This window comes from uncultured Tateyamaria sp., from assembly GCF_947494755.1.
Lineage (GTDB): Bacteria > Pseudomonadota > Alphaproteobacteria > Rhodobacterales > Rhodobacteraceae > Tateyamaria.
Genome location: NZ_CANLVZ010000003.1, coordinates 15,557 through 41,749, shown reverse-complemented (window position 1 = coordinate 41,749; position 26,193 = coordinate 15,557). Strand labels below are relative to the sequence as shown.

Below are 26,193 nucleotides of genomic sequence, written 5' to 3'. Positions count from 1 at the left end.
CAGATGGATTTGGCCCGGTTCGCGCTGGAAAAGCGCCTGATCTCCGCCGTTGCGACTATTTTGATCCTTTTTGCTGGGTATTTTGCCTATACGGTGCTGCCGCGTTTTGAAGACCCCGAGTTTGTCATCCGGCAGGCGCAGATTGTAACGCCCTATCCCGGTGCCTCAGCCGAGGAAGTCGCCGAGGAAGTGACCGAAGTTGTGGAAAACGCGTTGCAGCAATTGCAGGGAATTGATGAAGTCCGTTCTGTGTCTTCTCCCGGCCTCAGCACCGTCACGGTCGAATTTACGATTGCAGCAACGCCTGGCTACACCGAGCTGGATCAGGTCTTTTCAAAGATGCGCGCCAAGATATCGGATGCGCAATCGCAACTACCGCCGAATGCGCTTGGGTCTCAGGTCTATGACGACTTTGGCGATGTCTATGCCCAGTATTACGCGATCACGGGTGAAGGGTTCACGATCACTGATCTCTATGAATACGCCAAAGATTTACAGCGCGAACTGGTCACGGTGGATGGCGTCTCGAAGGTAGTTTTGAATGGTGTGCAGGAAGAGGTCATCTATGTCGAATATGCCCCTGCGCGGCTGACCGAACTTGGCCTGTCACCGGGACAGATCCAGCAACTGTTGGAGGGGCAAAACCTTGTCACACCAGCCGGGTCGATCAAAGCGGGTCTGTCGCGTCTTTCAGTACGGCCAGAAAGTGCGGTGGGATCGATTGATGCAATCCAGAACCTTCTGATTACAAACGCACAGAGCGGCACATCTTTCCGTCTGGGAGACATTGCGACAGTGTCGCGCGGACTGAAAGAGCCTGCAAGTACTCTGTTGTTTCGCAATGGTGAACCAGCCATCGGTCTGGGCATTTCCAACACACGTGGCGGTAATGTCGTGAACATGAGCAATGCGGTCAAAGACCGGATTGCTGAATTATTTGATGAACGCCCGATTGGCATCAAGGTATTGCCGATCTCGGATCAAGGCGCTGCGGTAAAATCATCTGTGGATGATTTCGTCGTCAACGTCGCACTAGCATTGGCCATCGTGGTTGGCACGTTGCTGATCTTTATGGGGTTGCGCTCTGGCATCCTGATGGGTGGCATTTTGCTTGTGACCATAGCGGGCACGCTCTTTGGGATGTACCTTTATGGTCTCAACATGCAGCGTATTTCGCTGGGTGCGCTGATCATCGCCTTGGGCATGCTGGTGGACAACGCTATTGTGGTCGTCGAAGGCACGCTGGTGCGCGTGCAGCGCGGGGAAGACGCCGCAAAAGCATCGCGCGCTATCGTCAAGCAAACCATGTGGCCGCTCTTGGGCGGCACGGTTGTTGGCACCCTAGCGTTCTCTCCCATCGGGTTTTCGCCTGACAACACGGGCGAGTATGCAGGAAGCCTGTTCTGGACCATCGGCATTGCCTTGCTGTTCTCATGGCTCGTGGCGATCTGGCTCACGCCTTATTATTGCACCGTGTTGCTCAAGCAGGGCCAAGCGGACGCCGAGCCCAAAGAGAACGCGTTCCTCAATGTCTACCGCGCGTTTCTGGCGCTTGCGATCAAGGTGCGCTGGATCACCGTCGGCATCACTGTGGCGCTTTTTGTATCGGCCATTGCAATGTTCGGTGCCGTCCCGGCGGGGTTCTTTCCGTCGTCCACACGCGATCAGTTCGTGATCGACTATTTCCTACCGCAAGGGGCCGACATTGCGAACACTCAAGCTGATCTGACTGAAATCGCAGAATACGCGCGTGGGTTAGAGGGCGTGACAGGGACTAACACAGTCGTGGGTGGCGGTCATCTGCGCTTTATGCTGATCTATGAAGCAGAGGGCGGAAATCCGGCCTATGGTCAGATTTTGGTGGATGTCGAAGACTATACCATCATCGACGGGCTGCGCACGGATTTGCAGGCTTACATTGATGAGGCATACCCTGAATCCAACACGAAAGTTTGGAAGTTCGTTTTGGGTCCGGGTGGGGGCTCCAAGTTGGAGGCGCGGTTCTTTGGTCCAGAACCAGCTGTTCTGCGCGATCTAGCCGCACAGGCGAAAACGATCATGTCGCAAGCCGGTGCCGTGGCTGTCAAAGACGACTGGCGCGAACAGGTACAGGTCGTACGTCCCGTCATCGACATCGAAAACGCGCGCCGTTTGGGCCTGACTCAGGGCGAGATTTCCAATGCAATTTACAGCCATCTGACGGGCACAACCCTTGGCGTTTACCGCGAACGTGATGAATTGCGTAATGTGGTCATGCGCCCCGTTGAAGACGCGCGCAACGACATCGGCCAGTTGCGTGATATCCAAGTCTACAGCGCGGCGATTGGCCGATATATACCGATCAGCCAAGTTGTCGACCGCTTTGACATTGTGTTTGAGGCAGGCAATCTGCGCCGTATCGACCGGGCTTTGGCGATCACTGCGCAATCGGACAATGCGCCGGGTGTTCTATCGGGTGATCTGTTTGAAGCCGTGAAGGGCCCCATCGAAGGCATTGCTCTGCCCCCCGGTTACAGCATGGAATGGAAGGGTGAGTTTGGCAGCTCTCAAGAGGCCAACGCAGGCCTCGCATCGACTATGCCCATCGGGTTTGGGGCAATGTTCATCGTGGTCTTGTTCCTGTTTAATGCATGGCGGCAAACAATCATCATCTGGCTGGCCGTGCCATTGGCGTTGATTGGTGTGATCTACGGTCTTGCCGGCACGCAAACGCCGCTGGAGTTTATGGCAATCCTCGGCATCCTGTCGCTGACGGGCATGTTGATCAAGAACGCGATTGTTCTGATTGACGAGACGGACACGCAAATTGCGGATGGCAAGGCACGTATGGCTGCCGTCATAGATGCGGCTGTCAGCCGTGTCAGGCCGGTGTCCTTGGGCGTATTGACCACCGTTTTGGGCGTGGTGCCGTTGTTGTGGGACCCGTTCTTTAAGTCGCTTGCGGTGGTCATTATCTGCGGACTTAGCTTTGCGACAATTCTGACCTTGATTGTCGTCCCCGCGCTCTACGCGATTTTCTTCCGTGTGCGCCAAGAGGAAACTGCCGAAGGTTAACAAACGGATCTGCGCATTAGGTTGTCGGGGCGAACCTTCAGCGTCTTCCACGCTCGCGTGCTAAAAGGAAATCACTGTGCCAGAAATCATTGTCCCGGCCTTTATCTCTGTCACATTGGGCTTTGTGGTGTTTTTCCTCGGAGCCTTTCTGACTCGCAAGATCGCTGTCTTGGGAGACTACAACATCCCCGAGCCGGTCTCAGGTGGCCTTGCCGTCGCACTGCTTACATGGGGCTTCTTTGCCATCACGGGGCAACAAATTACGTTTGACTTAGAGGTTCGCGACTATCTGCTTGTGGTGTTTTTTGCGACCATTGGGCTGAATGCACAAATTGCGGACCTGTTCAAAGGGGGCCGTCTCCTTTTGCTCCTTCTCGGGCTGACACTTGCCTTCATGGTTCTGCAAAATGTTGTGGGTCTGTTGGGTGTTACCCTGTTTGGCTTGCCCGCCGCCACATCCGTTCTGGTGGGCTCTGCTTCGCTGATAGGGGGGCATGGCACAGCGATTGCATGGGGCCCGCAAATTGAAGAGCTGACCAGGTTTGGCGCAGCACCCGAAACGGGTGTGGCCGCTGCAACGTTGGGTCTGATCCTTGCCGCAGTGCTGGGAGGGCCGATTGCAAAGCGCCTGATCGACCGTAACAGCCTACAAAGCGATCAGGCTGATGAGCCGATTGTTGGCCTTGAGTTTGACGACAAGGAGAACCCTGACGACCTTATCAACCATGTCAGCCTGATGCGCGGCATGCTCGCCGTGCATGTGGCGATCTTGCTGGGCTACATCGTGCATCTGGGGATTATTGAGGCTGGCGTGAAGCTGCCCTTGTTCGTTCCCTGCCTGCTGGTTGGCATCGTCATGTCCAACACCATTCCTTACCTCATGCCTTCAATCACATGGCCTGCACGTACCAAGTCTCTTGCGGTCATTTCAGACTACTGTCTGTCGGTGTTTCTGGCGATGTCCTTGATGAGTCTTCAGCTTTGGACCCTCGCAGAATTGGGCGGGCCGATTTTGGCCGTTCTGGTGCTGCAAGTTGTGATGACGGTCGCGTTTATCCTACTCATCTTCTTTCGTCTGATGGGCAGCAACTATCAAGGTGCGGTGCTCAGCGCAGGTTTCGCAGGGTTCACACTTGGGGCCACGCCAACCGCGATTGCAAACATGTCATCCGTGACAAAACGTTACGGTCCCGCACCGCTTGCATTTATCGTCTTGCCGCTTGTCTCAGCGTTCTTCGTCGACCTAGCCAATGCAGTGATTATCCAGTTTTTCGTTAATCTGTAACCTCGATCAATGTTGTTCCTCGCATGAAGGGGGCTGCGCTAAGCCAGATCGGTCGATTTTGGGCAGGTCCGCCAACTATTTCTCGTCATAAAAATAGAACTTGCGGCGGGAAACATCGCTGTTTGTGATGAGGATTTTCCAAAGCGTTTCACCAACAAATGCGAGGATGCCCCCTGCGACAGCTAGGTGCAGTAGGAACAGTGTATAGATATCCCAGAAATTGCCCGTGTCTGAACGATAAGAGATAAAGCCAATGCTACTGGCTACCAGAAGCAGGATACCCATCAGGCGCAGAGAGTTGGCGAATTTATTGATCGGCGTGTTCGGGTCTTTCAGATGCTTCATCGGGTTGCTCGCCTTATCCAATAGCCGAAAAGAACAGCTTTGCTTCGCTTTGCGGCGACGTGCCTTTTGAGAGGGATTGCTCAAAGATGTAGTGGGTGTATTTCTGAATTTCCGCGCTGGAAAACGATCTGTCATTCGCATCGGCATGATCAAAAACGGCCTGAGCGGTTTCCCCGGCCAGACGCGCCGACTGCTCACTGTCAGGAACGGAAATCCCATAGACCAGCCAAATAAGGTTCTTGTCGAATTCTTCGCAAAACTTGACTGCGATCGAGAGCGGTAACTCCCGTCTTTCAAGCTCATAATTTTTATAGGACTTGTCGGCGATCCCAAGTATCGCGGCGACCTTGCTTTGAGGATAGCCCAATTGGCTGCGTACGCTGAGCATCCTTTGGCCTATCCCAATCAACACAGTTGACATGCGGACAAATGTTCCCATATTTGGACTAACGTAACCTAATGTGACGCGTTCTGTCTAATCATACTACTATTTGATCAAGAGGAAAGAACTATGAACGAATGTACCCTGCTTACCCCTAGACAATTGGCAGCTGAGACAGGTTGGCCAGAGAAGCGGATCAGGAAATTGATCTCGACGAGAAGCATTAGGTTCTTGAGAAATGGGGCAAATTTCCTTCTGCCTCAGAACGCTATTCATGAATACATCGCACGGAACATGGTCGAGCCATGCCAGGTCGAGGTGCCGGAAAATGAGTGATATTTTGCCATCACATACGACGCCGCGTGCCCTCGCGAAGCGTCTTACCGCTTCTCCACGATTCGTGTCGGACACTGTCCGCGAACTCGGATGCTTTTGCAAAATTGGTCAGAAAGTCATTATGTTGGATCATCATGTGGTCACGTTTATGGAGGCGATGGAATGCCGCTCAAAGTCTTCAAACGGAACAAGCTCTATAGCTACAGAGGCACAGTTGCCGGTAGGCGACTACGAGGCCCTACGGGAACAGCGGACAAGAGGATCGCAGAGAGGATCGCAGCAGAAATCGAAACAAAAGCGTGGCAAAGTCATCTTGATGGACCGGGCGCAACGCTGACGTTTGCCCAAGCCGCAATTGCTTATAGGCAGGCAGCGCGTGACGACCGGTTTCTTGATCGCGTTGAGGACTATTGGAAGGACACGCTTGTCCCAAAGATCAACGGCGAGGCTATCCGCCAAATGGCCCGCAAATTGTATCCTGGCGCGGCCAATGCCACTTTGAACCGTCAAGGCATAGTACCGGCGCAAGCGATCATCAACTACGCAGCGGATTTGGAATGGTGCGCACGGATCAGGGTTAAACGGTTCAAGGTCAAAGCCAAGAGAAAGACCCCTGCAACACGGGGGTGGGTAGAAGCTTTCGCGCAGCAAGCGGTACAAGATGAGCTACATCACTTGGCTGCGCTGTGCCTGTTTATGTTTGGCACGGGAGCGCGACGTGGTGAGGCATGTGCTTTAACTTGGGGTGACGTTGAGCTGTTTCAGAAGAAGGCCGTGATCAATCAAACCAAAATCGATGACCAACGCATTGCGCACCTGTCGCCGCCAGTCATCGCGGCATTGGCGAACATTCCTTCAAACCGTAAACCTGACAGTTTGGTGTTTCAGTATGCCTCTGGCGAAAGCGTGGGGCAGGTCTGGAACAACGTCATCGAGCGAGCGGGCATCGAAAAGCTCTCGCCCCACTGTTGCCGCCACGGATTTGCAACTTCGATGCTGCAGGCCGGGATAGACCCAAAGACTGTCGCGGTACGTGGTGGTTGGAAAGACGTTGGAACAGTTATGAAATTCTATGCGCACGCGATGGATGATCCGACCGTCACAGATGTGCTTTTTGGCACAAAATAGACACAAGACGAAAGCAGCTTTCGATCAAGTATCTGTAAATAAAAGGAAATATAGCAATGAATTGGACCCTTCGTTGGGGAAGGGTGTCCCGCCGCCGGACGTACGCTGCCGCGCGGGGTGGTGCAAGCCGCGTTTGAGGGCTATAGCGCCGCTTGTTGATTTATTTGCGACATGCCCGTCGCCTTTCGGAAACTTGCCCATGTTTGTGTGTACGCTTTTGACGAACCCTGCCCGCCCGTCGCTGAATCCTGCGATGGTGGACGCGTTGCGCAACGCGTGGGGCGGGGGGGATGTGCAATGGTTGGCGGTTGATGAGGCCGCCGCATTCACCTTGCCCGCAATCTCCGACAATCGATGGGACGTTTGGAGCGACGTGCGGGAGCATGGTGTCGATCTGGTCGTGCTGCCCTTTGAGGGGCGACGCAAGCGGATGCTGATTGCCGATATGGACAGCACCATGATCCAGCAAGAGTGTATCGATGAACTGGCGGACGTGGCCGGTGTCGGCGACAGGGTAAAGGACATCACCGCTCGGGCCATGAATGGCGAGCTGGACTTTGAAGCGGCTATTGTCGAGCGTGTCGGGTTGCTGGCAGGTTTGCCTGAAAGCGTGATTGCGGAGGTTTTGCGCGACCGCATTACCATGACGCCGGGTGGGGCGACCTTGTTGGCCACGATGAAGGCGGGAGGAGCCTATGCCGCCCTCGTCTCGGGTGGGTTCACGGCGTTTACATCCGCAGTCGCGGCGGAGTTGGGCTTTGATGAGAACCGCGCCAATACGCTGCTGTCTTCGGACGGCGTTTTGACGGGTGAGGTCGGAAGGCCGATCCTTGGACAGCAGGCCAAGGTTGATGCGCTGGAGGAGATTACAGCCCGTTTGGGTCTTGGCGCTTCGGATGTTTTGGCTGTTGGGGACGGTGCCAATGATCTGGGCATGTTGCATCGCGCGGGAATGGGGGTTGCGCTGCATGCCAAGCCGAGTGTCGCGGCGCAATGTGATGTCCGGGTGAATTTTGGGGATTTGACGGCGCTGCTGTTTTTGCAGGGCTATGCACGGTCCGAATTCATTGAGGGATGACTGGGGCGCTGCCCCAGACCCCGCCGTATTTTCGGACAAAAGAAATGTGTAAGGCGGACATGTTGTCCGCCTAGATCAGTGTGGGTGCGGCCCGCAGGTATCCTGTGTGCAGGCCCGCGAAGTTGTGGATGGGGCCGTTGGTGTAGGCCAAAGCCTCGGGGTGGTCGGGGTCGAGTGCGCCGAGTTTCACAAGGATCTGCGCAATCGCGCACTCGCTGGCGCGGGTGGCACCGTCGATGATCTTGAGCGCGACGCCCAGCTTTTGATCCGGCAGAATTGCGATGAAGTACCCTTCGGCCCCCGTCTTGATCGCCGCGCGCCCGCCCATCGCGCGGATGAGCCGGGTGCAGGCCCGCCTTTCGCCCGCGACCAGATCAGGATGCTGGGCCATGGCGTTGCGCAACTGGCCTTGCGGGCTGTCATCCGGCGCAATCGCGTATTTGGCCATCGCGCGCGCCATGCCGTGCAGGGTGCAGGCATGGTTCGGTGCCGAACAACCGTCGATGCCGAACCCCGGTGAGGTCTCGTCGGTCATCCGCTCGAACGCTTCGAGAGCAGCGGTTTGCACAGGATGAGACGGGTCAACATATTCAGGGCCCGCGCCGAGGTGCTTGGCAAGCGTGAGAAAGCCTGCATGTTTGCCCGAGCAGTTGTTGTGAATACGACAGGGCGTTTCGTGCGCGCGGATCATCGCGTCGCGCACATCGTCGTCCCGAGAGGGTTGCGGGCCGCAGCGGAAATCATCATCGCCGAGCCCGAGGTGGTCCATCCACGCGCCGACCTTTTCCGAATGGATCGTGGCCCCTTGGTGCGAGGCGCAGGCCAGCGCGAGATGTTCGGGTGTGAGGTTGTGCGCTGCGGCGGCCCCACTTTCGATCAGGGGCAGGGCCTGGATCATTTTTGACGACGAGCGGGGCAAGACCACCGCGTCCGGATTGCCCCAGGCATGCACGATCTGCCCGCTGTCATCGCAGACCACCGCGTGCCCCAAATGCGCGCTTTCAAGGAACGGTCCACGCCATATTTCGGCAAGCGTTACAGCGTCATGGGCCGGATGCGTCATCTTTTCCCTCACAGTTGCGCGAAAACTCGCCAATTCATCTTTCCTGCGTCGCGCGTTTCGCGCTAATGTGCCACTTGTCGAGAAGAAATGCCGCCCTTGCAAGAGAATGCGCTGAAAATGGCGTGCCCTGGGGCGGTGCAGGTATTGAGGTTACTTACAGCTTGGAGGCTGTGACTATGGGAATGACATCTAGAATATTGCGGGGCATGGCCATCACTGTAGGCGCGTTGTCGCTTATGTCCGGTGCGGCCTTTGCTCAGGATCAGAGCACGAACCGGGTGGCCGCCAAAACCGACTGGAGCGTGTTCGTCGAAGACAACCCGACCGAATGCTGGGGCGTTGCGACACCCAAGGAAACGGTGAACACCCGCGAGGGTCGCGTTGTTGCGGCGACCCGTGGCCAAATCCTGTTGATGGTCTTTTATCGACCCAGTGCCCAAGCCAAGGGGCAGGTTGCCTTTACCGGTGGCTACCCGTTCCGGTCCGGGTCGACTGTGAACATCAACATCAGCGGCAATGAGTTCGAGCTGTTCACCGACGGGGAGTGGGCATGGCCTGCGACCGCCGCGGATGACGCCAAGATTGTGACCGCGATGAAGCGTGGTTCAGACGCCATCGTCACTGGCGTGTCGAGCCGCGGCACAACGACCAAGGACACGTTCTCGCTGCTTGGCTTTACCGCAGCGGTCGAGGATGCTGAGGGCCGCTGCGGCGGCTAAGCCCGCCTTCGAAATCAAAAATGCGTGAGCGACTGTGCAGTGATGCACGGTCGCTTTTGCATTTCAGCCTATTGGGAACTGGGTGGTCCCTTATTACCTATCATTCATCGGACAACGCCACAGACACGAAAAGGAGACCGACATGGTCACCACAACAGTACACACATTGGACACAGCCCCAGAGGCGTCCAAACCCTTGCTCGAAAAATCTATCAAAGCCTTTGGTCGCCTGCCCAGTCTGCATGGTGTGATGGCAGAAAGCCCCGGCTTGCTTGAAGGCTACCAGCAGCTGCACCGTCTTGCGATCGAGGGCACGGCCTTTAGCCCCGAAGAACGCACCGTGGTTTGGATGACCGTCAACGTCGCCAACACCTGTCACTATTGTGTGCCCGCCCACACCGGCATCGCCAAGATGGAAAAGATCGACGACGCCATTGTGAACGCTCTGCGTGACGCGACTCCGTTGCCCGCCAAGTTGGAAGCCTTGCGCACCTTCACACTGGCCCTGCGCGAAAGCCATGGCCGTCCCGGAGCCGATGCAATCGCTGCGTTCGAGGCCGCTGGATACGGTGAACGTGCAATTCTGGATACGATCCTGATCTATGCCCAGAAGGTTATGTCGAATTTCACCAATGCGGTCTTTGAAACACCCACCGATGCGGCCTTTGCCCCGTTCGCCTGGGAACCCAGGGCGATTGCGGCTGAATAGACGTCGGACTGGGGCGCTGCCCCAGACCCCGAGGTATTTTTGGCGAAAGGAAGGTGTGGGCGAATCCCTTTGTGCTTGCCTGCACCTTTCCTATATAGGGGCGCATCACCTTACCTATCTGGACCTTTGCCATGGCTGACGCGCCGATCACTCAGGATGTTTTGACGATCCCCCGGAAGCTGCCGGAGGGGCCTGTCAACCTGGTCGGTCTGACCCGCGACGCGATGCGCGATGTGTTGATCGCCAATGGCACGCCGGAAAAGCAGGCCAAGATGCGTGTCGGGCAGATCTGGCAGTGGATTTACCAATGGGGCGTGCGTGATTTTGATGTCATGACGAACCTCTCCAAAGCTTATCGCGCCGAACTGGCCGAGCGGTTCGTGATTGAGATTCCCGAGGTCGTGTCCAAGCAGGTCAGCGAAGATGGCACCCGCAAATGGCTGGTGCGTATCGCCGGTGGGCACGAAGTGGAAGTTGTCTATATTCCCGAAGAGGGGCGCGGCACGCTGTGTATCTCGAGCCAGGTCGGTTGCACGCTAACCTGTTCGTTCTGCCACACCGGCACCCAAAAGCTGGTGCGCAATCTGACGGCGGCCGAGATCGTCGGGCAGGTCATGATGGCCCGCGACGATCTGGAGGAGTGGCCTACACCCGGCGCGCCCAAGGATGAAACGCGTTTGCTGTCGAACATCGTGTTGATGGGCATGGGCGAGCCGCTCTATAATTTCGAGAACGTGCGGGATGCGATGAAGATTGCGATGGATGCCGAGGGCATTCAGCTTTCGCGCCGTCGGATTACGTTATCGACCAGCGGCGTGGTCCCCGAGATTGCCCGCACCGCCGAAGAGATTGGCTGCCAGTTGGCCGTGTCTTTTCACGCCACCACGGACGAGGTCCGCGACAAGCTGGTCCCGATCAATAAGCGCTGGAATATCGAGGCGCTGCTTGAGGCCTTACGCGCCTATCCCAAGGTGTCGAATTCTGAACGGATCACCTTTGAATACGTAATGCTCAACGGGGTGAATGATACGGACGAGGACGCGCGCCGCCTGATCAAGTTGATCGACGGCATCCCGGCCAAGATCAACCTGATCCCGTTCAACGAATGGCCCGGTGCGCCTTATACCCGGTCGTCCAACAATCGCATTCGCGCCTTTGCCGACATCATCTACCAGGCGGGTTATGCGAGCCCGATCCGCAAGCCGCGGGGCGAGGATATCATGGCGGCCTGCGGGCAGTTGAAGTCCGCGACGGAGCGGGCCCGCAAGTCTCGTGCGCAGATCGCGGCAGAGGCCGGGTTGGGGTAAGCGGCGGCCACTGTTCCCGAGCGCGCCACAATTGGCCCCAACAATTTCCAAATCATGAACGATTGGTGCCATGGAGGCACGACAGGGTGACCCTCAGGGAATGAGGAAATGGAGACCACCCATGTCGATTATTACGAACCAAGACGAATTCGCCCACGCACACATCGTGGACCTTGTCACACGCGAACGCGAGATTGCCTTGTCGCGCCGCGAATGGAAGCACCGGCTTGCCGGCTATGGTTTCTCCATCCGCGAAACAGATGCGGGCGACATGGTGGAAACTCTGCCCCACCGCATCGACGTGTGCGTCCTGCCAAGCGTCGCCGCCTGATCATCAACGCCCGGGCACCTCACCGCGTTTGTCGGTCGGGCCCCATGCGTCGATGATGTCGATCGCCTCTTGGGCTGTGTCGACGAAGCGGAACAGGTCCAGGTCATCGGCCGAAATCGTACCTGCATCAGACAGCGCGTCCCAGTTGATGATCGAATTCCAGAACGCCTTGCCAAAGAGCAGGAACGGCACCCGTTCCATGCGGCCGGTCTGGATCAATGTCAGGGCCTCGAACAACTCGTCCAGCGTGCCGAATCCGCCGGGGAATACGCAGATGGCCCGCGCGCGCATGAGAAAGTGCATCTTGCGGATCGCGAAATAGTGGAAGTTGAAGCACAAGTCCGGCGTCACATAGGCGTTCGGGGCCTGTTCGAACGGCAGCACAATGTTCAACCCGATTGAGGCACCGTTCGCATCGTAGGCCCCGCGATTTCCAGCCTCCATCACACCGGGCCCGCCGCCGGTGACGATGACGTTTTGTTTGCCTCCGCTTTGTTTGGACTTTTCAGTCATCAACCGTGAGAACGTCCGCGCCTCTTCATAATAGTCCGACAGGTCAGCCAGCGTTTTGGTGCGCGCCTGATCTTTGTGGTCGGGGTCGGGGATCCGCGCGCCGCCGAACAGCACGATGGTCGATTCAATGCCTGCCTCGTTCATCAGCATTTCGGGTTTGAGCAGTTCGAGCTGCAAGCGCACAGGGCGCAATTCATCGCGGCACATGAACTCATCATCTGCGAACGCCAATCCATAGGCGGGCGAGCGGGTTTGGGGCGTGTCCGGTACTCCTTCGGCGGCTTTGCGGTCTGTGTGCGCATCGCGGAAGGGGCTTTGGCGGTCGTCTTTCATCTGATCATGGTCCTTTCAAGGCTTGGGACAAGGGGTAGCGTGGCCTGCCCGCCTTGCCCAGATGTGATTGCATGGCGCGGTTGATTGTTGTCTAAGCGCGGCGACCATTTCTGGAGGGATTCCGCATGTCGAACGCACAGCTTGAAACCGCGATTGAGGCAGCCTGGGAGGCGCGCGACACGATCACGCCCGCGACCACAGGCGAAACCCGTGACGCCATCGAGGATACGCTGAACGCGCTGGACAGTGGCAAGCTGCGCGTCGCCGAGCGTCAGGACAGCGGTGACTGGCATGTGAACCAATGGGCCAAGAAGGCGGTCCTGCTGGGGTTCCGCATCAAGGATATGGAGCGTCAGGATGGTGGCCCTCAGGCCGGCGGCTGGTGGGACAAGGTTGACAGCAAGTTCAAGGGCTGGGGCGACGATCAGTGGAAAGGCGCGGGCTTTCGCGCAGTCCCGAATTGTGTTGTGCGCAAGTCGGCCTTCATCGCGCCGGGCGTCGTGCTGATGCCGTCCTTTGTCAACCTTGGCGCTTACGTGGATGAGGGCACGATGGTCGACACGTGGGCCACGGTCGGGTCCTGCGCCCAGATCGGCAAGAACGTACATTTGTCCGGTGGTGTGGGCATTGGCGGCGTGCTTGAGCCGATGCAGGCGGGGCCAACCATTATCGAAGACAACTGTTTTATCGGGGCGCGATCGGAAGTCGTTGAGGGCTGCATCGTGCGTGAGGGGTCTGTGCTGGGTATGGGCGTGTTCATCGGCCAGTCGACCAAGATCGTGGACCGCGAGACGGGCGAGTTCACCTATGGTGAAGTACCGGCGGGATCGGTGGTTGTGGCCGGATCCATGCCATCCAAGAACGGTGTGAACCTTTACTGCGCGGTCATCGTGAAAAAGGTCGATGCGCGGACACGTTCCAAAACGTCGATCAACGAGTTGCTGCGTGACTGACACGCCCAAAAAGTCAAAGAAGCCGTCGCGCCAGCAGGTCTTTACCTTGCTGGTGCAGATCGGGCGCAAAGATGGGGACGGTCTACCGGATGGTGCGACTGGCGCTGCCTTGATGTGCTTTGCCAGTGGTGTAGACGAGGCCGAAGCGGTGCGCGAGACCGTGGCGCTGCTCAAGCAGGCAGACACCGCCCCACTGGATGTCACCGGCTATGGCACCTTGGCTGAACGTGAGGCTGAAGGGCATGAGATCAGCGACGAAGAGCGGGACCTGATGGCGCGCGCACTGGCCGAGAATGCGGTGATCGTGGCGCAGGTCACGCCCTTCTTTGACGAGGCCTAGGCCGCGCGCTGTTCAACCAGCGTGATCGCTTCGAACTGACGCAACACCTGATGGATGGGCTTGGCATGTTCGGGCAGTAATCGGCTGGGCATATCGGCCAGAATGCTGGCGCTCAGGTCGCGCTCGTTTCGGCGCAATCGCCCGATATAGAGACTTTCCAGAGCGCATCCGGCGGCCACCAACGCTTCGTGGCCGGGCAACAGGATTTGCACATAGTCGGCGGTTGTTTGAGGTGCTGCCCAGATTGCCGCGTGTCCATTGACCATGTGCCGGGCAGGCACCAGAACCGCCTCCTGCCCAAAGATGTATTCGACGTCTGATCCCCGCAACACAAGCCGCTGTTCAGGTGACACCACAATGTCGCGGGCCAGCCCGAAATAGGGGGCCTGCAAGCGCACTGGCCTGAAGCTGCCCCGGGCCGGAACGGATTGGCGCACGGTGTGCAGTACAGGCACGATGTCACCCACCGCTGTCATCACGGTATCACCACGCCGCAAGGTCTCGGCTGGGCGATATCCGTTTGGGGTAGCAATGGGTGTGGCAGGGTGCAGGCTTGGCGTCGGACCAATCGGGAAGATGTCAGGTGAGATGGCTGCGAACAACACCTCGCGCGACAAGGTATGCGCGCCGCGACCCAACATCAGATCGCGCATATCCTGCGCCAAGAGCGGGTTGGGGGCATGTACCGTGTTCGACACCACTTGGGCGCGTTCGGGTTGTTCCAGCGCAAGCCGCGCCCAGTCTTTTGATGTGTCCCAGGCGTAGGTGACGCGCAGCGTGTGGGCCCGCCCATCGCCCGTCCACCGGATCGCGGCGTGATTGATGGTGTCGTTGTGGCGATGCACCATCGCGATCCCGCCGCCGGGAATGGCGCGAAAGATCAGCTCGCGCGCCCAAGGCACAGGATGCGCCACGCCCAACAGATCATGGGGACGCACATGCCCGGCCATGTTCGTTTCAAACATCAGCGTGCCGCGGGTCATCGCCTCGCGCGCAGGCGCGTTGGCCCGTTGGATACCCAGACCCGAGGGCGCATACCGCCCGTTCTGGTGATCACACAGCCCCGTCCAGATCACGCAGCAGCACTCGCCTTGCGCCACAGCGTGGCCTCGTATGCCTTGAGGGTCCGGCGGACGGCAGGACTGTATCCGGCACCGGTATGTGGGTCTAACTCAGGGAAAATCGAACATATCTCGGCCACGACCTGCTGCTCGAAGCTTTTGGTCGTCTGGGGGCCGGGCAGGAAACTTTCGGTGGCCAACCCTTCGGAAAAGACGACCTGATGTTTGTCGAACATGAGGTGGACATAGGTGACATTGCCGCCCGGCTGCTGAATGACGGATCGGTCGTTCACCAGATCCTTGGCGGCCACCAAAACTTCGGGCTCGCCAAACAGTAACTCGGCCAAACTGTCACGGATCAACACGCGGTGCAGTGGTGACACCATAATGTCGTTATGGGCTCCAAACGTGCCCGCGCGAATCAGGATCGGGGCGTGATTGCCCTCGGCCGGAACAGCGCGCATGCCGATCCAGCGCAGGGGTTGGGCACCATCGTCTTTGGTCAGCACCAGATCACCGGCCTGCAAATCCTCGACCATCCTGTCGCCTTCGGGCGTGGCAATCATCGTACCGGCCACAAAGCATGGGATTGAGGTGGCGTTGACGAACCCTGTATCGGTGTTGACCCCGTCGGTGATCGAATAGGTGAAGTTGAAGTCTTCGATGTTGCCGTCGCCGGTGACGGTCAGCATGCCGTTTGCGCCCAGGGTGACGACCTGGCCGGTTGGTAGGGTGATCGTATCCCCGACAGAAACAGCCTGCCCGTTGATATGGGTGACCGTCAGCGTGCTGCTGGTCGGCGCGATATCGTTGTCGAGGACGTTGAAGGAGGTGGTGCCATCAGGAAAGACGTTCACATCGTCCGAGATCGCAACCAGAGAGGTCTGCACGGAATTCCCGGCGATCAGCAGGTTTGAATCGTAGCTGTTGTCAGAAACGTCAGCAATCCCGATCCGGATCGAGTTCACGACGTTCGGATTAACCACCATCGTCAGGGTCATGGTGATGGTGAACCCGTCCATCTCGGTATTGAAGTCGCTGTCAGAGTTGTCGACAAACATGTTGATGTTGTTTGTGGTGTTGATGTTGCCCGGGTCCGTGTCCCCATCGCCCACGTCCATCTCGACAAGTTGTCCGTTGACCCAGACACCGACGAAATCCTGATAGATCGAGTTCTGGAATTCCGGGTATTCCTCTGAGCTGAACACGAACTGCATCGTCATGACGTTGCCGTCGGGAATGAAATCGACGTCTAGATACGACGCGTCGAAGGTGCGCGTGCCAGCGGCCGCGTTGAACTGGGAATTGTTGTTCGGGCCCGATGAGTTGGTCGAGGTGTTGCCGGACTGGTTCGCGTTCCCGGACGAGTTGGTGAAATCTTCGGCATCACCTGTCGACAGGATGACGCCGGTATTGCCGGGCGTGACCCCCGGCGCGACCGTATCACCGTCCGTATAGATCCCCGCACTGTCGCGGTCGCCGGTATAGGACGCTGAAACGACCTGCACGCCAGTGCCAAAAATCGTGCTCGCCATATCCGTGGCGTCAACGCCCTCGCGTACCGTCTGAATCGGAAGTTCCGATGCCGCAACCATATCCTGCCCACCCCAAATGTTGACGGCAGAACGGTTGCAGCGCACGCAGTTAGCCTGCGTGTCTCGACGTGCGTTTTTTGCACTTGGTGTGGTCGCACGTTGGCGACCGGACTGCTGATGCCCTGCCTCGGGTCATATTATTGCGCCGACTCTAGCACAGCTTTTAACAGGCTGTTAACTCTTTCGTGGCCGCAAGGGTTTGCAATCGCGTCCTTTTGGCCACAACCCATGATTGGAGACCGCATGCCTGGTATTGATCCCGCCCAATTGACTGCCGATCTTGTGCGTTGTGCCTCGGTCACCCCTGAGGATGCCGGGGCGCTTGATATCTTGCATGATCTGTTGCGCGATGCGGGGTTTGAGTGCGCGTGGGCGGATCGGGGTGCCATTCGCAATCTGTTCGCGCGGTGGGGGCCCAAGGGGCACACGCGCACCTTTGGGTTCAATGGTCACACGGATGTTGTGCCGATTGGCGACGCTGCATCTTGGTCGATGCCTCCCTTTCGGGCCGAGATTAAGGACGGGATCATGTACGGGCGTGGCACCACCGATATGAAGTCGGGCGTGGCCGCCTTTGCCGCTGCCACTATCGATTTCGTACAATCCACGCCGCCCGACGGTGCCATCATCATCGCCATCACCGGTGATGAAGAAGGCGATGCCACGGACGGCACAATCGCCTTGTTAGAGTATATATCCGAGCATGATGAGGCGATGGATGTCTGCCTTGTGGGCGAGCCGACCTGCCCTGAAAACATGGGCGACATGATCAAGATCGGACGCCGTGGTTCGATGACCGCATGGATCACCATCACGGGCGTGCAGGGGCATTCTGCCTACCCGCACCGCGCCAACAATCCGTTGAACCCCATGATGCGGTTGATGGATCAGCTTGCCTCTCACAAACTCGACGATGGGACCGCGCATTTCGACCCGTCCACTTTGGCGGTGGTCACAGTCGATACAGGCAACCCGGCCACCAATGTGATCCCGGCCCAAACCAAGGCGACGGTCAATATCCGCTTCAACGACACCCATAGCGGCGACAGCCTGACTGCGTGGTTGAAGGCCCAAGCCGATGCGGTCGCCACAGCCTTCGGGGTTGAGATTGATATGGACGTCAAAGTGTCGGGCGAGAGTTTTTTGACCCCTCCCGGAGCGCTTTCGGACATGATCGCCCGCGCGGTTGAGGCGGAAACCGGGCGGGTTCCGGCGCTCAGCACGTCTGGTGGAACGTCCGACGCCCGCTTTGTCAAGGATCACTGCCCTGTGGTTGAATTCGGCCTCGTCGGGCAGTCGATGCACAAGGTTGATGAACATGTGCGCGTCGATCATATCCACCAACTTAAAGCGATCTATGCGCGTATCCTCAGGGACTATTTCGGATGACATGGGCGATCCGGCAGACCGACGACATCGCGACCTGTCATGCGCTACGCCGCGCCGTTTTTATCGAAGAACAAGGCGTCAGTGAGGCTGACGAGGTGGATGGGCATGATGCGGAGGCCTTGCACGTGCTCGCGCATGTGGACGGCGTGGCGATGGGATGCGCACGGATATTGATCGGTGATGGCACGGCCAAGATTGGCCGCGTCTGCGTGTTGAAAGACGCGCGTGGCACTGGCCTGGGTGCGGCCATCATTCGTGCCTGCATGGATGTGGCGCGGGCGCAGACGGGCATTCGTAAGGCCAAATTGGGCGCTCAGGTGCATGCGCTTGCCTTCTACGAACGGCTAGGCTTTGCTGCCTACGGTCCGATCTATGATGATGCAGGGATCGCACACCGGGATATGGAACGCGATCTGTGAAACCGACCCTTGTCGTCATGCTCAAAGTGCCGCGCGCGGGGCGTGTTAAAACTCGATTGGGTCGCGATATCGGGATGACGGCGGCCGCGTGGTGGTTTCGCCATCAGGTCGCGCGATTGCTGCGCAGGATTGAGGATCCGCGTTGGCGGATCGTACTCGCGGTGGCCCCCGACGTTGAAGGGCTGCGCAGCCGCGTTTGGCCCGCGCGGTTCGACAGATGGCCCCAAGGCAGCGGATCATTGGGCGATCGGATGGCGCGGATGATGCGCCGCGCGGCTGGTCCTGTCTGCGTGATTGGCGCGGATGTGCCGGGGATTACGCGTACAGGTCTTGCCAAAGCGTTTGCCACCCTTGGCGATCATGACGCCGTCTTTGGACCCGCACCGGACGGGGGGTATTGGCTGATTGGTGTCAAAACAGGCTCTAAATTAAGGAAAGGCGCATTGATTGGCGTGCGTTGGTCGTCAGAGCATGCGCTTGCAGACAGCCGCGCCGCTCTCGTACCTTACCGGATCGGTCTGGTCGACATGCTTGCAGATGTGGACACCATCGACGATTTGCCATGACGACCCACAGTGTGCGTGCTACCTCGCGTTCATGACCCGTATTCCGACAAAACCCGAAATCCTTGACTGGATTGCCGCCAACCCGACCCTGACCGCCAAACGTGATATTGCCAAGGCGTTCGGCATCAAGGGGGCCGCGCGCATCGACCTCAAACGTCTGCTCAAGGAGTTGGCGGATGAAGGGCATTTGGAAAAGCGCAAGAAATCCTACAACGATCCGGACCGGCTGCCGCCCGTCAGTGTCTTGCTGGTCAACGCGCCTGACGATGATGGCGATCTGTTTGCACGGCCGATGGAATGGCACGGCACAGGGGTTGAGCCGAAAATCCTGATTATCACACGCGCTTCGGATCCGGCGTTGGGGGCCGGGGATCGTATTCTGGCCCGCCTGACTTTGGTGAGCGGGCAAGACTATCATTATGAGGCGCGGCTGATCCGGCGGATCGGCACGAACCCTGCACGTTTGCTGGGCGTGTTCCGCAAAACGGCCGAAGGCGGGCGCATTGTGCCTGTCAGCAAGGGCACAGATAGGGAATGGTCGGTTGCTGCGGACGCGACGGGCGGGGCCAAAGACGGCGAGTTGGTTGAGGCGGAACAAGCAGGCCCCAAATCACGTATTGGCCTGCAACGCGCCCGTGTTGTGGATCGTTTGGGCGATCCTTCTGCGCCCAAGGCTGTGTCGTTGATTGCGATCCATGAACATGGGATTCCAGACAGCTTTCCCGATGAGGTCGTCGCCGAAGCCGATGCCAAAACACCCGTCGGTCTGAAAGGGCGCGAAGATTTGCGCGACATGCCTTTGATCACGATTGACCCCTGGGATGCGCGCGATCATGACGATGCGTGCTATGCCCATGCCGATGACGATCCCAAGAATAAGGGCGGCCACATCATCTGGGTCGCGATTGCGGATGTGGCGGCCTATGTCACGCCCGGCTCTGCCTTGGATCGCGAGGCGAAGAAGCGGGGTAACTCAACATATTTTCCCGACCGCGTGGTGCCGATGCTGCCGGATCGCTTATCAGGTGATCTGTGTTCTCTGCACGAAGGAGTCCCGCGCGCTTGTATCGCTGTGCGGATGCAGATTGATGCCCAAGGGGAAAAGATCGACCATAGCTTTCATCGTGGGTTGATGCGCTCACCTGCATCCCTGAACTACGAAGAGGTGCAGGCGGCGATGGATGGCATGCCGACCGAGCGGACAAAGCCCTTGTTAGAGCCTGTTTTGCAGCCGCTCTACGCCGCTTACGCTGCCCTTCTTGAGGCACGAAAACTACGCCAACCGCTTGAGTTGGACCTGCCGGAACGTCAAATCGTGCTGGATGAGGATGGCACCGTCAGTTCGGTCAATTTCAAGGACCGGCTGGATGCGCACAAGCTGATCGAAGAATTCATGGTGCTGGCCAATGTGGCGGCGGCGGAGACGTTGATTGCCAAGTCACAGCCTTTGCTGTTCCGGGTGCATGAGGAACCTGCGCAAGACAAGCTCGACAGTTTGCGTGAGGTTGCGCAGGCCGCGGGTCTGAACTTGGCCAAAGGGCAGGTGCTGAAAACCGCGCATCTGAACCGTTTGCTGGCACAGGCGCGCGATACTGACGATGCGGAATTGATCAACATCTCGACTCTGCGGTCCATGACGCAAGCCTATTACGGGCCGCAGAATTTCGGGCATTTCGGGCTCGCCCTGAAAATCTATGCGCATTTCACGTCGCCCATTCGCCGCTATGCCGACCTGATCGTGCATCGCGCCCTGATCACTGCCCATGGATGGGGCAAGGACGGTCTGCGGGCCGAGGATGTCGAGGTGCTGGAAAAGACCGGCACGCATATTTCAGACACCGAACGCCGTTCCATGATGGCCGAACGGGATACGACCGATCGCTACCTTGCTGCTTATCTGAGCGAACGTGTCGGGGACGAAATCGAAGGTCGCGTGGTGGGGATCGCCAAGTTCGGGATCTTTGTGAAGCTGGACGGCAGCGGGGCGGATGGCCTTGTGCCGATGCGCTCCATCGGAGCGGAATACTTCCATTTTGACCGAGAGGCGAACACGCTCATGGGGTCCGACACTGGCATGGTGATCAGTATTGGGCAGCGCGCCACTGTGCGTCTGACTGAGGCGGTGCCGGTCACGGGTGGTGTCGCGCTCGAACTGCTGGCGCTGGATGGCAAATCGCTGCCCAAGGGGCGCAGCAGCCCGGCGGGTCGCAGTCCGCGCCGCAAGCCGACGAAGGCCAAACGACGCAGTGACAAGACCAAGCGCAAGGTCAGTCGCAAGCGGTGATCAAGCTGCACGTCCTGTCATATTCTGACAGGACGTGTGCTATGGTCGCCCAATGACTCGCACCCATCGCCTGTTCCAATTGATGCAAACGCTGCGTCGCATGGCCCCGCCCATCACCGCGCAATCGCTGGCGTTCGAGATGGATGTGTCCTTGCGTACGATCTACCGCGACATTGATGAATTACGGGGCCTTGGGGCGGTGATCGATGGCGAAGCGGGCTTTGGTTTCACCCTGATCGAAGATGCGACTCTACCCCCTCTTGGCTTTGAAGATGATGAGTTGGAGGCGTTGGTTCTGGGTTTGCGCGATGTGGCGGTGATTGGGGATCCGGCCTTGGCCAGGGCGGCGACATCGGCTCTGGCAAAAATTCAGGCGCGGGTACCACCCAGACAAGCGCATCGCCTGAAACACGCTGTTCTCGACGCGCGCCGCTATTGGCGGCCAGATCCGCCGCGTATTGACGTGGGCAAGTTGCGCCAGGCCGCTTGGGACGAGGTCTGCATTCATTTTGCTTATCAGGACGCCAAAGGAGATCAGACGACGCGCACCGTCAAGCCGCTTGGGATCGTATATATGGAAAGCACCAACATGCTGTTGGCGTGGTGCATGCTGCGCGAGGACTTTCGGGCCTTTCGATTGGATCGCATGGATGAGTTGCTCGTGACCCGCGACAGCTTTCGTCCGCACCGGGTGTCCCTGCTGCGCGATCATCTGGCCCGGCTGCGCGCGGAAGTGCATGAGGTGGCGAAGGACCGCACTGCCGACAATTGATGCCTTTGCGGATTGCGCGATAGTCGCTAGATTGGAAGCAACGCGAAACAAGCGAGCATGAGGCATAATATGCGGTGGGCAGTCACCCTTGGGGCACTTTGTGGTGCCATTTTCGTCGCGCATGACACGATGGCGCAGGGCATTCCGCAGTCGATCAGACCCGAATTGCGACCCCTCACGCAAACATCCGTATCCGTTGTTTTAGCAACCTTTGATGCCGCCGTGTTGCGCCCGCAGCTGCGCCCCCAGGCGATCAGTCAAGCCGCGCCGCCACCCGTCGAAAAGACGGCGGCAGATGCAGGTTTTCAACAGTGGATCGAGGTGTTTCGGGGCCGAGCGATCAGTCAGGGCATCGATGCAACCACCTTTGGTCAGGCGTTCCGTGGCGTGCGCTACGACCCTGATGTGATCAAGCGCGACCGCAACCAATCGGAGTTCACCAAGACGATTTGGGACTATCTCGACAGTGCCGCCTCTGACAGCCGGGTTGAAAACGGTAAAGCGGCTCTGGTCAAACATCGCAGCCAGCTTGACGCGATCGAGGCGCGCTATGGCGTCGAAAAGGAAGTCGTTGTCGCCGTGTGGGGTCTTGAGAGCAATTATGGCACCTTTCGCGGCAAGAATGACGTGGTGCAAAGCCTTGCGACGCTCGCATATGACGGGCGGCGTGGCGCGTTCTTTGAGCAGCAGTTGGTTGCTGCGCTCAAGATCCTTCAGAACGGCGATACCTCCCCGCGCAACATGACTGGTTCATGGGCCGGGGCGATGGGGCACACGCAGTTTATCCCGACGTCTTATCTGGACTATGCCGTCGACTTTACAGGCGACGGGCGGCGCGACATCTGGGCGGATGATCCAAGCGATGCGCTGGCATCGACCGCCGCCTATCTCGCCAAATTCGGCTGGGTCAAAGGCCAGCCTTGGGGTGTCGAGGTAAAGCTGCCCGCCAATTTCGACTATGCGTTGGCCAGCCGGAAAATCACCAAGACGCCCGGCGAGTGGGCCGCGTTGGGGGTCACCGCCATGAATGGTGCAGATGTCCCGAACCACGGTGCCGGGGCGATCCTGCTGCCGGCGGGCGGCAAGGGTGCGGCGTTCATGGTATTCAAGAACTTTGCCGTAATTGAACGGTACAACGCGGCAGATGCCTACGTGATCGGGGTCGGCCATCTTAGCGATCGCATCGGTGGTGGCCCGGCCATTCAGGCGTCATGGCCGCGCGGGGATCGCGCGCTGACATTTGACGAACGCCAGGAAATGCAGCGCTTACTGACTGCTGCCGGATTCGACACCCAAGGGGTGGATGGCAAGATCGGCCCGAAAACGCTCGACGCGGTGCGCGCGTTTCAAAAGTCCAAAGGCTTGGCAGCCGATGGCTATGCGTCGCTGACCTTGCTCAAGGCGTTGCGTTAACCGGGCGACATCCCGCGCAGCCGTTCGGACCGCCGCCGCAGTAACTCGACCGTGGTCAGCAGGCAGATCGAGATCACCACGAGGATTGTTGCAACGGCCAGGATCGTCGGACTGATCTGTTCGCGCAGGCCGATGAACATCTGCCATGGTAGTGTTTTCTGGCTGGCCGAGCCGACGAACAGCACCACCACCACTTCGTCAAAGGACGTGATGAACGCAAACAACCCGCCTGAAATCACACCCGGCAGGATCAGCGGCATCTGTACGCGGAAGAACGTCGTCACCGGCCCCGCGCCCATGTTGGCGGCGGCCCGCGTGAGCGAGCGGTCAAAGCCCACCAGCGTTGCCGTCACCGTGATGATCACGAACGGAATGCCAAGCACCGCATGCGCGAGAATGACCTTCACATAGCCTACGAACCCCTTGTCGAGGCCGAGCGTGCTTTCCATCCAGTTGCCCAAGGACGAGTAGAAAAAGAACATTCCCGTGGCCGAGATGATCAGCGGGACGATCATGGGCGAGATCAGGATGGCCATGATCGTCCCTTTGAGCGGCACATGGCTTTGCGACAGACCAATGGCAGCCAATGTGCCAAGGCTGACCGATATGATCGTCGCGATGGGCGCGATGATCAGCGAGTTCTTCATCGCCAACTGCCATTGCGGGTTGGTGAAGAAGTCTTCGTAATGCTTGAGTGAGTATCCCGCGGGATCGAGCCGCAGCATTTCAGGCGTAAAGGTAAAGAAATCTTGCGCGTTGAACGACAGCGGCATGACGACGATGATGGGCGCGATCAGAAAGAAGAAGATCAGGCCACAAATCACCCGGAAACTGTAATACCAGATCCGCTGACCGAGCGTCGCATATGGTGGAAGGCCCATGTCAGTTACCCCAGCTTAACATTGTCGATGCCCACGATCTTGTCATAGGCCCAATAAAGGATCAGCACCGCCGCCAGCAGGATTGACCCAAGTGCGGCCGCCAGCCCCCAGTTGAGCGAAGACGAGATGTGATAGGCGATCCGGTTCGAGATGAAGACGCCCTTGGTCCCACCCACGATTTCGGGCGTGATGTAGTAGCCGATGGCAAGGATGAAGACGAGGATCGAGCCCGCCCCGATTCCGGGCACCGACTGCGGGAAATAGACCCGCCAGAACGCCGTCCAATTGGTTGCGCCCAGTGACTTGGCCGCCCGCAGATAGCTGGGCTGGATCGTCTGCATCACCGAATACATCGGCAGGATCATGAAAGGCAGGAGGATGTGCGTCATCGACACGATAGTGCCGAACTGGTTGTTGATCATAATCAGTCGGCCGTCGTCAGCCACCAGACCGATCCAGACCAGCACATCGTTGATCACCCCTTGCTGTTGCAGCATCACTTTCCACGCCGAAGTACGCACCAGCAGTGACGTCCAGAACGGCAGCAGTACGAGGATCAGCAGCAGGTTCGCCTTGCGCATCGGCAGGTTCGCCAGCAGCCACGCGATCGGATAGCCGAGTAGGATGCACGAGCCCATGATCAGCAGCGACATCCAGATCGTGCGCACGAACAGCGTGATCAGGATCTGCTTGTCTTCGGGCTGCCATGAGACGCCGTCCGCCGTCTTTTGCGCATCAACCGCGTTCAGGAAATAGCCGCTGGTATAGGTGCTGGAATGGGTCTGGATCGTTTCCCACGGCACTTGGGTGCCCCAGTCTTCGTCCATATCGACAAACGCATCGACAAAGTTGGCAACCGGCAGGTTGGCCGCTTGCACCGCGCGCAGTCTGTCAGCTTCGGGCCCTGCATAGCCGCTCAGATCCGCGGTTTGCAGGTCAATCAGCAGGGCGGGGGCGACAGCCTCCCATGGGTCACGGGTGGCGGGGTCGCGCCCGTCCTGAGTGGCCACGTAAACGGCCCATGCGGTGTATTCGCGTGCGGCGAGGGGCAGTAAGGCAGCCACTTCGGCGTCGGGGGCAAAGTTGACTTCGCTATTCGTTTCATTGTCAGTCAGCGCCGCAACCCGCGCCCGTTGCTGCGCCATCAGCGCATCGTCAGCGGTCTGACGCGCATTCATCAGCGCATACCACGTCTCGCCGTCGTCCCATGCGGCGTCGAAATCTTCGAGCGGTTCGTAGGAAATGTCTGCCACGTCATCCAACTGGCGCCCGGATTGACGGAACAGCGACGAAAGACCGGTGGTCTCGTAATTCAGGCGTGTGCCGAGTCGCGTGTGCCGCTTGGCCTCGGCCGCGAGGAACATATCAAAGAACATCGCCTGAAACGTGTCTTCGGAAGGCAACGGTTCGGCATCCGCATCCCATTCAGCGAGCGCCTCGACCGTGTAGGGTAGCGTGTTGCCGACCATCTCGTTCTCGACCGAGCGGAACAGCATCGACCCGATGGGCACGATGAAAGTGATCAGTACGAAGATCAGCAAGGGCGCGATCAGCATCAGCGCGCGCAGCTTCTGCCGGCGCAGGGCGCGGGCCAGACTGCGTTTCAGCGGGGTGCCGTCAGCGGCCAGCATGGCCTCGGCCATCACACACCCTCCACGACAAGAATGGTGGACGTGGCAGAGCGGTGGCGGATCTTGGCCACCTCTTGATATTCGGGGTCATTGTAGGCGGCGACCGCGGCCTCGTATGACGGAAATTCGAATACGACGTGGCGGTTCTGGGTTTCGCCTTCCATCGTTGTGGATTGTCCACCACGCACGATGGGCACGGCACCAAGGCGGGTCAGGATCGGCGTGTCCTTTTCGATATACGTCTTGTACGTCTCAGGATCGTTCACAGTGATGTGGCCGATGATGTAACCTTTGGGCATCGTCGTC

24 protein-coding genes and 1 pseudogene are annotated in these 26,193 nt (G+C 58.5%); 16 read left to right on the top strand and 9 right to left on the bottom strand.

The genetic code is table 11. From position 1 onward, the window contains the following. Positions 1 to 3: 3 nt before the first annotated feature. Both Q0908_RS04610 and gltS read left to right on the top strand, forming a co-directional pair. Positions 4 to 3,054, top strand: a complete 3,051-nt coding sequence (locus tag Q0908_RS04610) for an efflux RND transporter permease subunit (RefSeq protein WP_299281380.1) — start codon at positions 4 to 6, stop codon at positions 3,052 to 3,054. Positions 3,055 to 3,130: 76 nt separating this feature from the next. Continuing rightward, positions 3,131 to 4,339, top strand: coding sequence for a sodium/glutamate symporter (gltS, locus tag Q0908_RS04605; protein ID WP_366868711.1), 1,209 nt, complete (start codon positions 3,131 to 3,133; stop codon positions 4,337 to 4,339). A gap of 75 nt (positions 4,340 to 4,414) precedes the next feature. Here gltS and Q0908_RS04600 read toward each other — a convergent pair whose 3' ends face one another. Next, entirely contained in the window at positions 4,415 to 4,684 is a 270-nt protein-coding gene (locus Q0908_RS04600) for a hypothetical protein (protein WP_299281378.1), read from the bottom strand. A gap of 13 nt (positions 4,685 to 4,697) precedes the next feature. Next, positions 4,698 to 5,072, bottom strand: a complete 375-nt coding sequence (locus Q0908_RS04595; RefSeq protein ID WP_299281377.1) for a helix-turn-helix transcriptional regulator — start codon at positions 5,070 to 5,072, stop codon at positions 4,698 to 4,700. Positions 5,073 to 5,564: 492 nt separating this feature from the next. Here Q0908_RS04595 and Q0908_RS04590 point away from each other — a divergent pair, with 492 nt between their 5' ends. Both Q0908_RS04590 and serB read left to right on the top strand, forming a co-directional pair. Continuing rightward, entirely contained in the window at positions 5,565 to 6,530 is a 966-nt protein-coding gene (locus Q0908_RS04590) for a site-specific integrase (RefSeq protein ID WP_299281375.1), read from the top strand. Between the two features lie 199 nt (positions 6,531 to 6,729). Beyond that, a complete protein-coding gene (serB, locus tag Q0908_RS04585) occupies positions 6,730 to 7,608 on the top strand; it encodes a phosphoserine phosphatase SerB (RefSeq protein ID WP_299281373.1) in 879 nt (292 codons plus the stop codon). A 70-nt stretch (positions 7,609 to 7,678) separates the two neighbouring features. Here serB and Q0908_RS04580 read toward each other — a convergent pair whose 3' ends face one another. Then, positions 7,679 to 8,671: an asparaginase gene (locus tag Q0908_RS04580; RefSeq protein WP_299281371.1), complete on the bottom strand. Its 993-nt coding sequence runs from the start codon at positions 8,669 to 8,671 to the stop codon at positions 7,679 to 7,681. 206 nt (positions 8,672 to 8,877) lie between these two features. On the opposite strand from Q0908_RS04580, the gene Q0908_RS04575 reads away from it, so the two are divergent. The 4 genes from Q0908_RS04575 (at position 8,878) to Q0908_RS04560 (ending at position 11,737) form a co-directional block, all read left to right on the top strand. Then, positions 8,878 to 9,390 carry an invasion associated locus B family protein gene (locus Q0908_RS04575; protein WP_299281369.1) on the top strand — a complete coding sequence of 171 codons (513 nt, stop codon included), beginning with the start codon at positions 8,878 to 8,880 and terminating at the stop codon, positions 9,388 to 9,390. Between the two features lie 142 nt (positions 9,391 to 9,532). Next, a complete protein-coding gene (locus Q0908_RS04570; RefSeq protein ID WP_299281367.1) occupies positions 9,533 to 10,099 on the top strand; it encodes a carboxymuconolactone decarboxylase family protein in 567 nt (188 codons plus the stop codon). 131 nt (positions 10,100 to 10,230) lie between these two features. Next, positions 10,231 to 11,406 carry a 23S rRNA (adenine(2503)-C(2))-methyltransferase RlmN gene (gene rlmN, locus Q0908_RS04565; RefSeq protein ID WP_299281365.1) on the top strand — a complete coding sequence of 392 codons (1,176 nt, stop codon included), beginning with the start codon at positions 10,231 to 10,233 and terminating at the stop codon, positions 11,404 to 11,406. 121 nt (positions 11,407 to 11,527) lie between these two features. After that, positions 11,528 to 11,737, top strand: a complete 210-nt coding sequence (locus Q0908_RS04560) for a hypothetical protein (protein ID WP_299281363.1) — start codon at positions 11,528 to 11,530, stop codon at positions 11,735 to 11,737. Between the two features lie 3 nt (positions 11,738 to 11,740). Here Q0908_RS04560 and Q0908_RS04555 read toward each other — a convergent pair whose 3' ends face one another. Beyond that, positions 11,741 to 12,583: a TIGR00730 family Rossman fold protein gene (locus Q0908_RS04555; RefSeq protein WP_299281362.1), complete on the bottom strand. Its 843-nt coding sequence runs from the start codon at positions 12,581 to 12,583 to the stop codon at positions 11,741 to 11,743. 125 nt (positions 12,584 to 12,708) lie between these two features. Between Q0908_RS04555 and dapD the strand changes: the two genes are divergently transcribed. Together dapD and Q0908_RS04545 are read left to right on the top strand one after the other, a co-directional pair. After that, positions 12,709 to 13,536, top strand: a complete 828-nt coding sequence (gene dapD, locus Q0908_RS04550) for a 2,3,4,5-tetrahydropyridine-2,6-dicarboxylate N-succinyltransferase (RefSeq protein ID WP_299281360.1) — start codon at positions 12,709 to 12,711, stop codon at positions 13,534 to 13,536. Beyond that, positions 13,529 to 13,876, top strand: a complete 348-nt coding sequence (locus Q0908_RS04545; RefSeq protein WP_299281358.1) for a hypothetical protein — start codon at positions 13,529 to 13,531, stop codon at positions 13,874 to 13,876. Before dapD ends, Q0908_RS04545 begins: the two co-directional genes overlap by 8 nt. On the opposite strand, the gene Q0908_RS04540 is transcribed toward Q0908_RS04545, so the two are convergent. Then, positions 13,873 to 14,976 (bottom strand): Hint domain-containing protein, encoded by a 1,104-nt coding sequence (locus Q0908_RS04540; protein ID WP_299281356.1) that lies wholly within the window; start codon positions 14,974 to 14,976, stop codon positions 13,873 to 13,875. The genes Q0908_RS04545 and Q0908_RS04540 overlap by 4 nt on opposite strands. Next, positions 14,949 to 16,472, bottom strand: a complete 1,524-nt coding sequence (locus Q0908_RS04535; protein WP_299281354.1) for a Hint domain-containing protein — start codon at positions 16,470 to 16,472, stop codon at positions 14,949 to 14,951. Before Q0908_RS04535 ends, Q0908_RS04540 begins: the two co-directional genes overlap by 28 nt. A gap of 303 nt (positions 16,473 to 16,775) precedes the next feature. Between Q0908_RS04535 and dapE the strand changes: the two genes are divergently transcribed. Genes dapE through Q0908_RS04505 form a run of 6 tightly spaced genes read left to right on the top strand, consistent with a single transcriptional unit; the run spans position 16,776 to position 23,375 of the window. Beyond that, on the top strand, positions 16,776 to 17,921 hold the full coding sequence (gene dapE / locus Q0908_RS04530; RefSeq protein ID WP_299281352.1) for a succinyl-diaminopimelate desuccinylase: 1,146 nt from the start codon (positions 16,776 to 16,778) through the stop codon (positions 17,919 to 17,921). Continuing rightward, the gene (locus Q0908_RS04525; RefSeq protein ID WP_299281350.1) at positions 17,918 to 18,340 is read left to right on the top strand and encodes a GNAT family N-acetyltransferase; all 423 of its coding nucleotides are present in this window, start codon (positions 17,918 to 17,920) and stop codon (positions 18,338 to 18,340) included. Before dapE ends, Q0908_RS04525 begins: the two co-directional genes overlap by 4 nt. Then, positions 18,337 to 18,906, top strand: a complete 570-nt coding sequence (locus Q0908_RS04520) for a DUF2064 domain-containing protein (RefSeq protein WP_299281348.1) — start codon at positions 18,337 to 18,339, stop codon at positions 18,904 to 18,906. Before Q0908_RS04525 ends, Q0908_RS04520 begins: the two co-directional genes overlap by 4 nt. 31 nt (positions 18,907 to 18,937) lie before the next feature. After that, positions 18,938 to 21,190, top strand: coding sequence for a ribonuclease R (gene rnr / locus Q0908_RS04515; RefSeq protein WP_299281346.1), 2,253 nt, complete (start codon positions 18,938 to 18,940; stop codon positions 21,188 to 21,190). A gap of 52 nt (positions 21,191 to 21,242) precedes the next feature. Further along, complete coding sequence (locus Q0908_RS04510) at positions 21,243 to 21,962, top strand: YafY family protein (RefSeq protein ID WP_299281345.1); 720 nt, start codon at positions 21,243 to 21,245, stop codon at positions 21,960 to 21,962. A 57-nt stretch (positions 21,963 to 22,019) separates the two neighbouring features. Further along, positions 22,020 to 23,375: a lytic murein transglycosylase gene (locus Q0908_RS04505; protein WP_299281343.1), complete on the top strand. Its 1,356-nt coding sequence runs from the start codon at positions 22,020 to 22,022 to the stop codon at positions 23,373 to 23,375. Here Q0908_RS04505 and Q0908_RS04500 read toward each other — a convergent pair. The 3 genes and pseudogenes from Q0908_RS04500 to Q0908_RS04490 all read right to left on the bottom strand — a co-directional run. Then, a pseudogene (locus Q0908_RS04500) lies at positions 23,372 to 24,250 on the bottom strand (ABC transporter permease); the annotation flags it as partial. The gene Q0908_RS04505 and the pseudogene Q0908_RS04500 overlap by 4 nt on opposite strands. Before the next feature lie 11 nt (positions 24,251 to 24,261). Next, entirely contained in the window at positions 24,262 to 25,899 is a 1,638-nt protein-coding gene (locus Q0908_RS04495) for an ABC transporter permease (RefSeq protein ID WP_299281341.1), read from the bottom strand. Continuing rightward, a complete protein-coding gene (locus tag Q0908_RS04490; RefSeq protein ID WP_299281339.1) occupies positions 25,899 to 26,186 on the bottom strand; it encodes a DUF1330 domain-containing protein in 288 nt (95 codons plus the stop codon). The genes Q0908_RS04495 and Q0908_RS04490 overlap by 1 nt, the downstream gene beginning before the upstream one ends. Between the last annotated feature and the right edge of the window lie 7 nt (positions 26,187 to 26,193).

Excerpts from the sequence above, each read along its gene's own strand:
- Q0908_RS04575 (WP_299281369.1), top strand. The coding sequence starts at position 8,878 with ATGGCCATCACTGTAGGCGCGTTGTCGCTTATGTCCGGTGCGGCCTTT.
- dapE (WP_299281352.1), top strand. The coding sequence starts at position 16,776 with ATGCCTGGTATTGATCCCGCCCAATTGACTGCCGATCTTGTGCGTTGT.
- Q0908_RS04490 (WP_299281339.1), bottom strand. The coding sequence starts at position 26,186 with ATGCCCAAAGGTTACATCATCGGCCACATCACTGTGAACGATCCTGAG.
- Q0908_RS04595 (WP_299281377.1), bottom strand. The coding sequence starts at position 5,072 with ATGCTCAGCGTACGCAGCCAATTGGGCTATCCTCAAAGCAAGGTCGCC.
- Q0908_RS04600 (WP_299281378.1), bottom strand. The coding sequence starts at position 4,684 with ATGAAGCATCTGAAAGACCCGAACACGCCGATCAATAAATTCGCCAAC.
- Q0908_RS04510 (WP_299281345.1), top strand. The coding sequence starts at position 21,243 with ATGACTCGCACCCATCGCCTGTTCCAATTGATGCAAACGCTGCGTCGC.
- Q0908_RS04495 (WP_299281341.1), bottom strand. The coding sequence starts at position 25,899 with ATGGCCGAGGCCATGCTGGCCGCTGACGGCACCCCGCTGAAACGCAGT.
- Q0908_RS04555 (WP_299281362.1), bottom strand. The coding sequence starts at position 12,583 with ATGAAAGACGACCGCCAAAGCCCCTTCCGCGATGCGCACACAGACCGC.
- dapD (WP_299281360.1), top strand. The coding sequence starts at position 12,709 with ATGTCGAACGCACAGCTTGAAACCGCGATTGAGGCAGCCTGGGAGGCG.
- Q0908_RS04560 (WP_299281363.1), top strand. The coding sequence starts at position 11,528 with ATGTCGATTATTACGAACCAAGACGAATTCGCCCACGCACACATCGTG.
- Q0908_RS04505 (WP_299281343.1), top strand. The coding sequence starts at position 22,020 with ATGAGGCATAATATGCGGTGGGCAGTCACCCTTGGGGCACTTTGTGGT.
- Q0908_RS04610 (WP_299281380.1), top strand. The coding sequence starts at position 4 with ATGGATTTGGCCCGGTTCGCGCTGGAAAAGCGCCTGATCTCCGCCGTT.
- Q0908_RS04580 (WP_299281371.1), bottom strand. The coding sequence starts at position 8,671 with ATGACGCATCCGGCCCATGACGCTGTAACGCTTGCCGAAATATGGCGT.
- Q0908_RS04535 (WP_299281354.1), bottom strand. The coding sequence starts at position 16,472 with ATGGCGAGCACGATTTTTGGCACTGGCGTGCAGGTCGTTTCAGCGTCC.
- serB (WP_299281373.1), top strand. The coding sequence starts at position 6,730 with ATGTTTGTGTGTACGCTTTTGACGAACCCTGCCCGCCCGTCGCTGAAT.
- rlmN (WP_299281365.1), top strand. The coding sequence starts at position 10,231 with ATGGCTGACGCGCCGATCACTCAGGATGTTTTGACGATCCCCCGGAAG.
- Q0908_RS04590 (WP_299281375.1), top strand. The coding sequence starts at position 5,565 with ATGCCGCTCAAAGTCTTCAAACGGAACAAGCTCTATAGCTACAGAGGC.
- Q0908_RS04525 (WP_299281350.1), top strand. The coding sequence starts at position 17,918 with ATGACATGGGCGATCCGGCAGACCGACGACATCGCGACCTGTCATGCG.
- Q0908_RS04570 (WP_299281367.1), top strand. The coding sequence starts at position 9,533 with ATGGTCACCACAACAGTACACACATTGGACACAGCCCCAGAGGCGTCC.
- rnr (WP_299281346.1), top strand. The coding sequence starts at position 18,938 with ATGACCCGTATTCCGACAAAACCCGAAATCCTTGACTGGATTGCCGCC.